12 protein-coding genes are annotated in these 12,654 nt (G+C 43.0%); 2 read left to right on the forward strand and 10 right to left on the reverse strand.

Annotated elements, in window-relative coordinates:
- Positions 1 to 9 precede the first annotated feature (9 nt).
- The 8 genes from CXM95_RS11500 to CXM95_RS11535 all read right to left on the reverse strand — a co-directional run bounded on the left by CXM95_RS11500 (position 10) and on the right by CXM95_RS11535 (position 8,732).
- Entirely contained in the window at positions 10 to 1,053 is a 1,044-nt protein-coding gene (locus tag CXM95_RS11500) for a hypothetical protein (RefSeq protein WP_101699184.1), read from the reverse strand.
- Positions 1,046 to 2,425, reverse strand: coding sequence for a glucosaminidase domain-containing protein (locus CXM95_RS11505; protein WP_101699185.1), 1,380 nt, complete (start codon positions 2,423 to 2,425; stop codon positions 1,046 to 1,048). Before CXM95_RS11505 ends, CXM95_RS11500 begins: the two co-directional genes overlap by 8 nt.
- On the reverse strand, positions 2,358 to 2,732 hold the full coding sequence (locus CXM95_RS11510) for a hypothetical protein (RefSeq protein WP_101699186.1): 375 nt from the start codon (positions 2,730 to 2,732) through the stop codon (positions 2,358 to 2,360). Before CXM95_RS11510 ends, CXM95_RS11505 begins: the two co-directional genes overlap by 68 nt.
- A complete protein-coding gene (locus CXM95_RS11515; RefSeq protein WP_101699187.1) occupies positions 2,729 to 4,036 on the reverse strand; it encodes a hypothetical protein in 1,308 nt (435 codons plus the stop codon). Before CXM95_RS11515 ends, CXM95_RS11510 begins: the two co-directional genes overlap by 4 nt.
- A gap of 137 nt (positions 4,037 to 4,173) precedes the next feature.
- Positions 4,174 to 5,259 (reverse strand): DivIVA domain-containing protein, encoded by a 1,086-nt coding sequence (locus CXM95_RS11520; protein ID WP_101699188.1) that lies wholly within the window; start codon positions 5,257 to 5,259, stop codon positions 4,174 to 4,176.
- Positions 5,260 to 6,050: 791 nt separating this feature from the next.
- Positions 6,051 to 6,779 (reverse strand): GntR family transcriptional regulator, encoded by a 729-nt coding sequence (locus CXM95_RS11525; RefSeq protein WP_005225667.1) that lies wholly within the window; start codon positions 6,777 to 6,779, stop codon positions 6,051 to 6,053.
- Positions 6,780 to 6,880: 101 nt separating this feature from the next.
- On the reverse strand, positions 6,881 to 8,236 hold the full coding sequence (gene celB, locus CXM95_RS11530; protein WP_005235081.1) for a PTS cellobiose transporter subunit IIC: 1,356 nt from the start codon (positions 8,234 to 8,236) through the stop codon (positions 6,881 to 6,883).
- Positions 8,220 to 8,732: a hypothetical protein gene (locus CXM95_RS11535; protein WP_034878497.1), complete on the reverse strand. Its 513-nt coding sequence runs from the start codon at positions 8,730 to 8,732 to the stop codon at positions 8,220 to 8,222. The genes celB and CXM95_RS11535 overlap by 17 nt, the downstream gene beginning before the upstream one ends.
- 418 nt (positions 8,733 to 9,150) lie before the next feature.
- On the opposite strand from CXM95_RS11535, the gene CXM95_RS11540 reads away from it, so the two are divergent.
- Positions 9,151 to 9,519 carry an iron chaperone gene (locus CXM95_RS11540; protein WP_101699189.1) on the forward strand — a complete coding sequence of 123 codons (369 nt, stop codon included), beginning with the start codon at positions 9,151 to 9,153 and terminating at the stop codon, positions 9,517 to 9,519.
- 77 nt (positions 9,520 to 9,596) lie between these two features.
- Here CXM95_RS11540 and CXM95_RS11545 read toward each other — a convergent pair whose 3' ends face one another.
- Positions 9,597 to 10,937, reverse strand: coding sequence for a peptidoglycan DD-metalloendopeptidase family protein (locus tag CXM95_RS11545; RefSeq protein ID WP_101699190.1), 1,341 nt, complete (start codon positions 10,935 to 10,937; stop codon positions 9,597 to 9,599).
- A gap of 282 nt (positions 10,938 to 11,219) precedes the next feature.
- Here CXM95_RS11545 and CXM95_RS11550 point away from each other — a divergent pair, with 282 nt between their 5' ends.
- Entirely contained in the window at positions 11,220 to 11,651 is a 432-nt protein-coding gene (locus CXM95_RS11550) for a GNAT family N-acetyltransferase (RefSeq protein WP_016613476.1), read from the forward strand.
- Positions 11,652 to 11,947: 296 nt separating this feature from the next.
- Here CXM95_RS11550 and CXM95_RS11555 read toward each other — a convergent pair whose 3' ends face one another.
- Positions 11,948 to 12,649 carry a response regulator transcription factor gene (locus CXM95_RS11555; RefSeq protein WP_016613477.1) on the reverse strand — a complete coding sequence of 234 codons (702 nt, stop codon included), beginning with the start codon at positions 12,647 to 12,649 and terminating at the stop codon, positions 11,948 to 11,950.
- Positions 12,650 to 12,654: the final 5 nt, after the last annotated feature.

Raw genomic sequence — 12,654 nt, forward strand, 5'->3', positions numbered from 1 at the left:
TGACGGCTCTCAAGTAAAGAGATAAATGCCTAATAGAATGAATAAGGCGATCAATGATACACAGAAGATGATGGATAATATCAAGTTTTGATCAATAAAACGAAACACATCTGCTACATGGTTGATACTCATTGAGACTTCTCCAACGAAACGGTCTGCTTCAATGGCTTCTTCCCCAAATGCCTGTCCATCACCAATGACGGATAAATGATAGCCCTGCTCTTCGTCAGCCTCGATCGATAGTACTCGGCGAGCAATATAGCCGGTTCCTGAGCCATTTGTAAAGACCGCGAGCCCGTTTGGCTGTACTTGAGTGAAGGCTTGTTCTCTTAAAATGATCAAATCTTGTGTGCGTAATGCGGAGCTGTCAAGATTCGCCATCCCATTATCTGATAAACGCACCACCCGATGATTAAAAACTGTCATTTCGTTTTGATCAGTCACATATAAGCCGATAAACGTAAATAGGACAGTCATGCTACAAACCAAGAAAATCAGATAGATGATTTTCAGTACGAGATTGCCAGATTTCTTTTTGGCTGTTGGTTTCTTCGTCGCAGCTTTGCCTTTTTGCGGGGGACGTCGTTTCTGGGAAACTTCCGCTGGTTTTTTGCCGTGCTTGTGGGTCCCTTTTGATTTGGCTTTAGGATGACTTGATTTTTTGATTTTCCCCTGCTCGTTGTGCTGACTTGGACGTGCTTGCTGCGGTGGACGCTTTTTCTTTTTGCGTGGTTCTTCACTGGTCGTACTGGCAGCCGCTCTTTCTTTTTGCTTGCTAGGATGCTGCTTTTCGGTCGGTAATTTGGGGCGATTCGCTGTACCAGCCGCTTTTTTTCGTTTCTTTTTCACAGGCGCCTGTCCTGTCGGTTCTTTTTGGGTCGGCTTTTTTGGTCGTTTCTTGCCACTAGAAGGGCTGGCTTGCTTTCCTTGCGCCTGAAACTTTTCGATTCGGGGATTTCTCGGTGTATCCTCTGGTTGGTCTCGTTTTTTTTCACGTTTGGCAGGCTGTGGCGGACGTTTTTTTCTTCTAGGTGCTTGCGACTGATTACTCATTGGCATCTACCTCGCTGCCCGCTCGTTCCATCCCTCTAAATTGGTTTGCATAAGTATTGGCATTGGCATTTTCCTGCAAGCGATCCTTGACGGTCCGAATGGACGCTGGCAAATTCCCTGAGCCTCGACGATTTGCCGCGCTTCTTTGCAAGTCTTCAAACAACGAACGGGTCGTCTCCGCTTCTTCCTTGCGGGCTGCTTCGATTGCTTGTGCACGTGTGCGTTCAATCTCTTCCAAAATCTCTTCGGTCGGCTCATTATCATAAATGGTTAGATCATAGGCCTCGATCAACGCATTCAGCTTTTGGTCATAATGGATGTCCGTAGCATAGCGCCCTGTCAACCACGCAGTTGCTTCCCGATAAGTTGGGGCATTTTCTTTCCAAACGGGGGCATAAAAGCGCGGGTTGCCAGTGATGCCTCCTCTTAGTAAGCGAGCGTAATCTTCGATGGATTCACGGTAACTTGGGTATTTACGGAAATTGGAAGAGATCGTATACCACGCACCACTTCCATCATCTTCTTGCGTATTGAAGGTCACTTTTTGCCCACGAAAGCTGCCCTTGATGCCAAAGAGATTGTGGTTTGGCGGACTGGATAAGGCACTATTTCCTGAGCCAGTCTCCAAGATGGCTTGTGCGATCATCACTGAGGCATAAAGATCATTGTTATAGGCAACATCCTGCGCGTCAGAACCAATCTCATTGATGAATTGTTGTGTCGTTAGATTACGTGAAACCGAAAACTGAAAGTTGCTTTCCCGCTCTTCTTCATCGATCGGCGATTCGGGTTCTTCAGTGATTGGATCGGGCTCTTTTTCTTTGTCCTGATTGGTTTGATTCCCATTTGATTGGTTGTTTCCGCTATTGTTGCTGCTGTTGGTATCGTTGGTTTCTTGCTCATTCGTTTCAGGTCCAGCAGGCTGATTCGGCTGTTGATCGCCTTCTGAAGGATCTGGCGTCGACGGAACGTTTTCGGCCTCTTGGTCTTCTGTTTCATCCGAGCCGCTCTCCATCTCTTCCTCGTCTGTCTGTCCCTCGTCTGCCGGTCGTTCCACATCATTTACGACTTGGACTTCCGTTCCTTTTTCGGCCTGCTCCGCTTCTTCTGGAAGGGTTTCTTTTGTTTGTTCTGGAGGAGTATCAAGTTGCTCCGTTATCCTGTCAGCTCCTTCGTAAGAGACCGGTCGGAGGGCATCCGTTATCGATTGCCCACGACTTTCTCGTTGTGCATCGATGGTTTCCATATAAGTAGATGGTTCTACACCTAAGATCGATCGAACCATGGCTTCAGAAATCGTTTGATTATTGATGATTCCGATAAATGCTCCGATCGCTAACAGACTTTTTATGTTTCTTCTGGGCTTTTTCATCTTCTTGATCCTCCTCCTTGGGGCTGTTCTTGCTGGTGCCTTTTTTTGGTCGTTCATGGTCTTTGCTTTCATTTTTCTCAAGCTGCACAAGTAGCAATTGATAATGAAAGGCATTGTTCCGCAAATACATCGTAAAACCTAGCAAAAGAGCGAGTAAAAACAAGTGACTGATAGTGACATATTCTCGAAAGGCAGAGAGATAAAAATAGGCGGTCAGCTGCAAAAATACCGCTAATGGGATCAAAGAAGCAATAAAGTAGATGCGGTATAAGAATAAGAATCGTTGTTTTTGCTTTTGGGTTCTCATAGACTGCTCCTAACGTCTGTATTGCCTTCGATCAATGCTTTTTTTTCTAATAGATAGCTTTCGCTTTGGAGAAGATCAAAGTAAGCGGCTTTTCGTAAAAGATTGTCATAGTCCATCTTCATAATGCGTGCGTAAGGTTTTCTAAACCATGGTCGCTCATACAATTTGACTCGTGATTCAATCACGCTGCATTCATAAAAAACTAAACTGATATCTTTAGCAGATAGGTTGTTGTCGACCACTTGCTGCACTTGCCCTCTCTCATAGGTCAATTCTTTTTCGTTCAACGTCATTTTTTCGATCTTTTGTACGAGATTGTCATTGATGCGCCAAACCTGTTCGAGGTATTTGGCTTTTTGAAAAAGATAGGTATATTCTCGTAAGCTGATTTTCAATTGCGTATGCCAGTTCTCGTCTTCTTCATCGGTCAAGCTGTTTAAATAGTGGATACTATTTTTGATCAAAGAGGCTTCTAAGTTTTCGATGTAGATCTCAAGCTTTTGATTGGCCAAGCGCAAGCGCTCTTTGCTTGCTCGTTCTCGTTTCGCCTCTTCCTCCAACGCTAATTCATTGGCGTTGACTTTGGACAATTGCTTGGCTTTTTTTGACTGTTTTTTTTTGCTGCTTTTTTTTCGAACTTTCTTTTTGAACTTTGGTGGCTCATCCGCACTGACCTTTTGGAACTCGAGCGTGTCTTCCAGTTCTTTTTTCATTGCATTGGTTTTGCCCTGACGTTTTTCTTCATGGACTTGCGCTTTCGGGCGACTCACAAACGTGACATTTTGTTCGTCGATCACGCTTTGTACGATTTTTACCAGTTGCTCTTTAAAGTCGTTCGCATCACTTACACCAGCGGGGGCTTGCTGCTGCAAGCTAGCATGCAACTGCATCGTAAAGGGAAACTCTTCTTCTGTGTATGCGATTGGTACAAACTCCAAAAACAAATTGCTTTTCTCATCGGACACATGATTGATGCCAATTTGCGTCCACACAAACTGAGGAAATTGCTGTTCCAAGGGAATGCGTAATTTTGAGTAATCGATTTTTTTCCGTAAGATCTCCATCTCGATATGATGGGTGAAGGCTTCGATGGAATAAAATTGCTCAAAGTAATGCGTCACTTGTTTGCGAATCGACGATTTGAGCGGCCACTTTTTTTGATAGAGGTTGTCACAGGCAGTGATTACTGATGGAAGTGCCTCTTGTTTGTAAAATAATTCCTCAAGATTTGGACTCAAGGTTGGATAGATGGCAATTTTTAAAATATCATTCGTCACATTCGTCCCAATGACCAACATTCTCATAAGAAATCAAGTCGTAGTTGTTGCCTGTGATTTCTTATACAGCATATATGGTCCTAGTGGGTTTCCCTCCTTTGTCGTGTCGCTCTCGGAAATTATTTAGCAGACCTTTTCGTCTATTCCGACTCATAACCTTCTTTTTAGTCTGGCAGATTCAACACTTTGCTATGCTGGATCAACTGCTCAAACAACCCTTTCGATTCATGATGAAACGTCGTAAGTCGTTCTTGGTATTGCTTGATCTCTTGACGGATTTTCATCACTTCCATCGATGCTTCTGAAATGATCTTGTGGGCTTCATTTTCCGCCATCTGACGTCTTCTGTCGGCTTCCAGTTCTGCTTCAGCAGCGGTTTCCCGTGCTTTTTCTTTTGCTTCGATCAAAATCGTCGCCAGCTCGTCCTTCATTTGTTCGACCTTTGCCAGCTCACGTTCCAAGTCACGCTGTAAGACATTCTTATCTGCCAATTGTTCGACTCTTGAACGTTCGAGATCCCGATATTTCGCTTCCGCTTCTTGCAAGCGCAAGTTCAACTGTTGATTTTCATTTTCAAGCGAAGTGATCCGGCGCATGCTTTCGACTTCTTTTAATTTGTAGTTTTCGATTATCGCCGCTTTTTCTTCTAAATGAATCGCTTTTTCTTCAAAAGCCTGGACTTGCTTGCTTTTTTCTTCTAATTCTTTTAGCAGTTCATCTTCTCTTTGACGCAATTGTTCGAGCTCTTCTTCTACTTCGATCAATTCGTCTTCTTGACTCGTCAACTGCTCAATTTCCTGCTCATAATTGGTTTTGAGGGCTTCTTGTTGACGTTCTGCTTCTTTTAACTGCTGCTGTAACTCGTTGTAACGCATTTGCAGCTGCTTGATTTCATAAATGATACTTTCTTGTTGCGTCGCTTGCGAAGCCATCCGATTGATGGATTCTTGTTTGTTTTCCAATTGCTTGGTCAAATGTTCGACGGTCTTGGTCAGTTGTGAAACGGTATTTTCTAATGCCAGCAGCTCTTCTTGGGCATCATCGTCATACTCGTCTTCCTCGTATTCTTCATCATCGTACTCATCGTCCTCGTACTCGTCGTCCTCATATTCTTCATCGTCATACTCATCGTCATCATATTCTTCATCATCGTACTCGTCTTCGTCGTACTCTTCTTCATCATATTCCTCGTCGTAGACATGAACGCCTTCGTAAGTTTCTTCATCTTTCTTTTTGCGAAATAATGCCATGTTACCCCTCCTGATTCCTCACTCATCGATGATTTGATTCGTTAACAATTTAGTGTGTCTACAAATTGGTCTGCTTGTTCGTCTGCTTTCGTGAAAAGTTGCACTTTTGCTGTTCTACCCTCGGGCTTTTTTTCAAGCGAGCTGACGTTTCTGCTGTGACCTTTTGAGCAGTGATGTCCGTTTCCTTCTTGCCATCATTCGTTCAAAAAAAGAAAGCAAAAACCACCACACCCCATGATTTCCACGGCCTCCATTTATTTTGGAGGATAGGAATCAAGTCAGTGAATCGGCCTGTTTCTCAATAAAATAGCCATTAAACGAAAAGACGGCTTCCGTTCGCAGAACATCTGTTGTCTATTTGATAGTATCAAAGCAAAAACAGATTGAAAAATCAGATATTTCTTCACTTGATGAAATATTTGTCAGAGCAAGTCGTTTATCCACATGATATTGTTAAAAATTGAGCAAAATATCTTCGTATTAAGGAAACGAATGGTCTTCTTTAAACGATCTTTATCTTAAATCAACAATCACGCCTTCCTAACCGCCGATCAATCCCCTCAAAAAAAATCAGCGACCTTATAAGCCAAGGTCGCTGATCGATTCTTTACCTATTATATAGTTTTACTGCTCAGTCATCTTTCATCCATTGGAAGCGATCCCTTTTCTCTCAGTTTGAAAGCCGGTTCCAGTCCGCTGCTCAGCAACTGTAAGTCTTTTTTCTCCCTGATGGGCTGCTTTTCTCTTGCCTTCAAAAAAAGAAAGAACCGTTTCTTGAAAATCAGTTTGCTTTAAACGAATAACTTTTTATGCATGTATAATGTCGCCATCCGATAATCATAATGGATCATCGAAAAGGCTAATAGTTCGCCATTTCTCAGATAGCTGTCGTCTCGTACGATCAGTGCGGGCATACCTTCTTCTAGATGAAAAAACGCTGCTTGTTCCTGTGATAGCGGTTTGCTTTGGATGAACTTGTCGATGAAGGCGACTGTCAGTTGTTTTTCTTCTGCCAAAGCTTGGAACATTGACCCCTCCATCATTGTTTCGGAGATCTCCCCTACGATTTCAGGTATATAATAGGAACGCTCAATCAAATACGGTTTGTCATCTAGCGTGCGAAACCGTTGGACTTCGATAAAGTGCTGATCTTTCGCAAATTGTTTTTGACTTGGAAGAAACAACGCCTCTGATACTTTGACCAGTCGCTTTGAGGCTTTGACCGTCCGAATGTTTTTCTCGCCCCGGGTCAAGTCTTCATTGAAGCCAAGATCTCCTTGTTCAATGGTCGGTTTTTGGTTGTTTTGAAAGCGAATATACGAGCCGCGGCCTTGCATCTGGTAGATCCAGCCCATCTTGCTCAACTTATTGAGGGCTTGGCGTAACGTATAACGAGAAACTGGATAAATTGCCAAAAGCTCTCGTTCACTAGGCATCTTCCCCTGCTCATTTCCAATGTCACCGGCTTCGATCTTTCTGATCAATTCTGCTGCTAAGTCTTCAATACTGAGTTTCGTCATCTGCCTACTCCTTTCCTTGCGATTCTCTACTACTATTATCGTCTTTGGCGTAAAAAAAGCCAGCTATTTTTCATAGCCGGCTTATCAAAAAAACGGATAGATTATGCCTTCGTTGCGTTTGCTTGTTCGTCCTTGTATAATTTGCCATCATACATTTTGATGAATGGGAACCAAATTAAGAAAGCAACGACTGCACAGATGATTGCTAAGACAAAGGCACGCCAGTCACCACCTGAACCAATAAAGCCGGATAAGCCAATTGGAGTTGGCCACGCTACTTGGGCAATCGGTGGGTTAACAAAGCCTAAGTTGATGCCAAAATAAGCAACGGACATTGAAACCATCGGTGCTAAGAAGAATGGGATCGCTGTGTACGGGTTGTATACCACTGGCATCCCGAACAAAATCGGTTCATTGATATTGAAGAAGGATGGCACGATCGCTGCTTTTCCTAAAGCACTTAACTGTGCTGATTTTGCAAAGAAGGCGATGAAAATCACCATTCCTAACGTTGCTCCTGAACCACCGATCGTTACGAAACTATTGTTAAACTCACCCGCAAAGGCAATGTTGGCACCATTTTGGTTTTCCACCATATTCGACAATACGATTGGCGTCAAGAATGAGGTCACGATCGTTGCCCCATGAATACCCACGATCCAGAGCGCATGCATGAAGAAGTAGATAACAAGTAGTCCGACCCAGGTACTGGTCAATTGCGTCACGAAACTAAAAGGAATCGCAATGACTTTGAAAATATCTGTGCCCATTGCGACTAATGCACCATTGATGACGATTACAGCTAATGAAGTCAGTGCCGTTGGGATCAATGCTGTAAAAGAGGAAGATACTCCTGTTGGCACTGTGTCAGGCATTTTGATGACAATATTGCGTTTCACACAGAATGCGTAGATTTTTACGGCAATAATCGCCATGATGATCGCTGTAAAGATCCCAGTTGTTCCTAAACGAGTCACCCCGCCAGCCATTTCCCAACCATCGATGATTTTTTGGTCATCAGAAATGACATTGACTAATGTTGCCATACCGCCTTCAAAAACTAATTGTGGCAAGCACATAAAGAACGCCATCATTGAAAGCAACGCGCCATTGACTGGGCTAAGAACGATTTTTTCTTCTTGTGCTTGGATTTTGGTGTATTCGTAACCAAACACGACACAGAAGTAAAGTGCTAAAATCCCCATCGTTGCGGTATTACCTAACATGTAAAGATTTTGGATCTTATCGAATGACGCACTCCAAATGCCCTCTAATGCAGGGAAGCTTTGTGGTAAAACGCTGACGATCAAGAACATAGATCCTACAATAGTGAAAGGAATCGACGCCATCCCGGCTGCCATGACCCCACGAACGATCCGTAATTGTGAGATTTTCCCCATTGGACCCATTAAGTAGCGGTCCAAGAAAGCAAACATTTTGTTATTTTCTGAATCCATTGACTGTTCCTCCTTGAGTTTCAAATGTAGTCAAATACGTGAAATATTTGTCGCGGTCATGCTCGATCAACCACGCTTTACGCTGGATGAACAGGCACGCGATCATGCCGACAGTAAACAAGGCAAGTAAGATGCCTCTACCCGATTGATTCATAAAAGGAATCAATGTTGCTTGCTGTCCGATCAAAATAAATAGAATTGCAATCAGATTGACACCGAATTGGAGCCAATATCCGATTTTTGTCACCAGTAAACGATTCGATTGCTGCCAATATTTTTGAGTTTGTTCAATAAGTATAAGTCCATCAACGATCAATAAGGCAATGGGAATCAAACCAGCCCATGTCCATTGAGACAGACTCAATAGGGTCCAATAAAGATTGACAAAGAAAAAGATCGCAGTCATATAACGAAAAAGTAAAAAACGATTAAACCGCATACTTTTGTTTGCATATTCTTTCTTGGCTGCTTGGGTTACCGGTTTCCTTTTGGTCACAAGTCCTCCTCCTTTCTTTTTGCTTTCGCTCAACAACTTGTTCGAACAAGTTATATTCTAGCAGAATTCTTGTTGAATGCAACCGATTTCTTTTTGAAAGTTTTCTCTGAAAATAATCTGCTTTTTCATTTGTTATTTCTGAAAAGTTAAGCTGATCTCAAGGAACCGTGCAGGATAATACTGGAATGTTCCTGATGTTTGGCTTTTGTTCGAGCAGAAAAAAAGTTGTTTTTAGCGTTACTTTTTGCAAAAAATGTTTGTTTCTGAAGGCTTTATCCCCCATGCAAGGCAACAGGTTTGTCAACTTACTAACTTTACAGTACACTCTAAGTAACAAAATAGTTGATTTCAAACATGCGTTATTTTTATTAATCGACATTGCCTGTACTCGTTCCTTAAAACGAAAGGAGATCTCCCAATGGATGTATTAGAAACTTACTTAACCAGCATTGAAGATCCAGTAAAACAAGAAAAACTGCGTGCCTTATTTGCCGCTATTGCCAAGAAATTTCCTGACCTCGTTCCAGTCATTAAATGGAATCAGCCGATGTTCACCGCCCATGAAACCTTTATTATCGGTTTCAGCGTTTCAAAACCGCACTTTTCTGTCTCTCCAGAAACCAAGTGTCTTGAACAGTTTATCGATGCCATTGAAAAAGCTGGCTACAGCCATACGGATAACATTTTTCGCATCAAGTGGACTGAGCCGATCGATCAAGCATTGATTGAAGACATGATCGCTTTCAACCTGAAAGACAAAGCGGAGATGACCCGCTTTTGGCGCTGAGCCAATTGAGACTTCGTAAAAGAATAGCAACCAAAAAAACCGCAGAAGCCTGTTCGCTTCTGCGGTTTTTCTGACTATTATAAGCCTAATTCTGGCGCCGGATCAAAGAATCCTGACCATAAGCTTGTTGACATCCCTAAATGTAGATGGACGCCAGTTGAATTTCCAGTCGTTCCCATACCGCCTACATATTGTCTAGCTGAGACGCTTTGTCCGACCGAGACAGCTGGCAGTGTACTAAAGTGCATGTAGTAGCTGTAAATGCCATTGGCATGTTTGATGATCACATAGTTACCAGTTGACGGACCATAGCCCGCTTCGACAACTTCGCCTGCTTGAATCGCATAGATCGGTGTTCCTGTCCCCCCGGTAAAGTCGATGCCATTATGTTGATTTCCTGATGCCCCTGTTGGATCTGTTCGATACCCAAAACGACTCGAAATATGAACCGAATCGACTGGCATTTGCCATCCACCTGTGCTTGCTTGTTCTTTTGGCTCAGTTGCTTGCTGGACAGGTGCAGGAGTAGCTGCAGTTTTTTCTGGAGCCACCGATGTTTCTGGCGCCACTGCTGCTTCCGTCTTCGGCTGTGCTGCTGCCACTGCTGCTTGTTGAACGGCAGGATTTTCAGCAGTTTTAGCTGACTCGGCTTCTGCTGCTTGCTGGCGTTTTGCTGCTTCTTCTGCTTCTTTGCGCGCTTTTGCTTCTTGTGCTTCTTGCTCAGCCAGTTGCTTCAACGCTGCTTCTCGTTGCCGTTTTGCTTCTGCTTGGTCCGCTTCCAATTGGTCTTTTTTCTCTTCTTCGGTGTTCAATGCCAAGGCAAGGTCCGCTAGTTCAACTTCTTGATTCAATTTGACATCAGCTAATTCCGCTTGTTTTCCTTGCAATGCGTTTGACTGCTCTTCGATCACAACCAATTGTTCCTGCAACTCTTTTTCCAATTGCTGGCTCGTTGCGATATCTTCTTGCTGTTGTTCGACGATGCTATTGCTGGCATTCATGATCGTTACTGAAGCGATCGCCCGTTGAATGGCTTCTCCGATGGATTCAGCATCAACGATTTTTTGGAACAACCGATTGGAAGGTTCCGACGTTTGAATGTCACGCGCTTGATTAGCCAGTACCTCTGTGCGCTTGATGATTTTTTCTTCAAGGACTTGGATCTCTTGTGCCAAGGAATTGACTTCTTCTTCCGTCGTCGTTTTCTTTTGTAGGATTGCTTGGATTTCTCCTTCAATCGATTGAATCTCTGCCTCTGTGGAGCGTTTCAGTGATTCTAATGAGGTAGATTCATTTTTTATGTCATTGATTTTTTCATTTTGCTGCTGGATCTTCTGATCAAAGCTGTCTGCGGATACCGTCACGACAGGCAGCGTCAGCAAAACAAGTGAACTTGCAACCAAAAGTGTCTTTTTCATTTTTTCTCCTTAACTAGATGTGTCTTATCGCTTTCTCTAGCATACCGAAAGATTTCATTCTTGGGGCTGTTTTCACACAAATAACATCTGGCTGCAAGAAATTGACATCTAGCTGAAACAAAATTGTTAGAATATTTCAACGAAAAAGATTGCTTTTCTTCGTCATTTAACCTTCGTTACTTATCAAGCGGTTCGTCTCCTGACCAATTGCCTACAAAAGTGCCGCGATTCGCAGCAATCAGCAATATACCTATGCTATACTGAATAAAAACGGAGGTTCTCATGATACAACAAGTGACCCAATTTACTGATTCTGAATTAGAAACCATCGCCCAGATTTGGCTGCAAAGTAATTTGGATGCCCATGACTTTATTTCGGCTGCCCATTGGCAAGATAACTATGATTTTGTGAAAAAAGCCTTCTCTGATGCCCTTATTTACACCTATTCGGTGGATGATCAGCCCGTCGGCTTCATCGGGATGTTGGGTGATTATATCGCTGGTATTTTCGTTTTGAAAGACTATCGTGCCCACGGCATTGGCAAGCAGCTTTTACAAAAAGCACAAGCAGAACACGAGAAGCTGACTCTGAATGTCTACCAAAAAAATACAGCTGCTATTGCGTTTTATCTCAAAAACGGCTTTACCATCGTTTCTGAACAACTGGATTCTGATACCAATGAAATCGAAAACACCATGGAGTGGCATCGTTGATGCTGCTCTTTTTCCTATTTTTTTCTACCTGTTAGTTAACGAACCCTTTGGAAACTGTTTAATAAAAAAAGTATAACTGATCAAACAACATATTTCCCAGCAATACATATAGGACAAATATACAAAATTTGAATGAGCAACATGATTGATTATTTTCCCCTTCGTGCAGTCCCATCTTCCCTTGGATTGGCACTGTCAAATGGTATAAAGCAGTGGATACTATGGTCATTGATGCAATGAAAGTAAACAGCCTCCTCCTAAATTTTAGGAGGAGGCTGTTTAGGATTGAATCGAACTTATACAGAAGATTCTGCTGGATACTCCCGCAAGCGATACCCGACGCCGATTTCAGTGATCAAATATTCTGGCTGCAGCGTATTGGTTTCGATTTTTTTGCGAATGTTTGAGATATTGACTCGTAAGGTTTGTGCATCCGCTGCAAAAGGTCCCCAGACTTCACTGGTCAGCGTATCGTAAGTGACGACTTTGCCTAAATTCTTGAACATTACTGCCATGATACGGTATTCGTTTTTGGTCAAATGGATCTCATTTTGATTCTTGTACAGGATTTTCTTCTCAAAATCGATCGTTAACTCCTTGTTTACGAGAATCGGGCTGCTGCTAAAGGCAGCTGACTCCTTGTGCCGCAATGCCGTGCGGATACGGGCAAATAATTCATTGGTACTGAAGGGCTTTGTTACATAATCATCGGCACCGAGGTCTAACGCTTGCACTTTGTCTTGTTCATCTTTGCGGGCAGAGATCACGATGATCGGTGTGTTCATGCGCTTACGAATGATTTTTAACAGCTCCATGCCATCAATGTCCGGTAAGCCCAGATCCAGTAAGATGAAGTCGATAGTTTCTTCCTGCAAGAGCATCAATGCCTCCATGCCCGTACCAACTGACGTAAAGTTGTAGTGTTCTCTTTGCAAGACGACCTCCATAAAATCAACGATATTCGAATCATCTTCAATCAATAAAAAATGTCGCTGCATGTTCT

Source organism: Enterococcus sp. CR-Ec1 (genome assembly GCF_002850555.1).
GTDB lineage: Bacteria > Bacillota > Bacilli > Lactobacillales > Enterococcaceae > Enterococcus_D > Enterococcus_D entomosocium.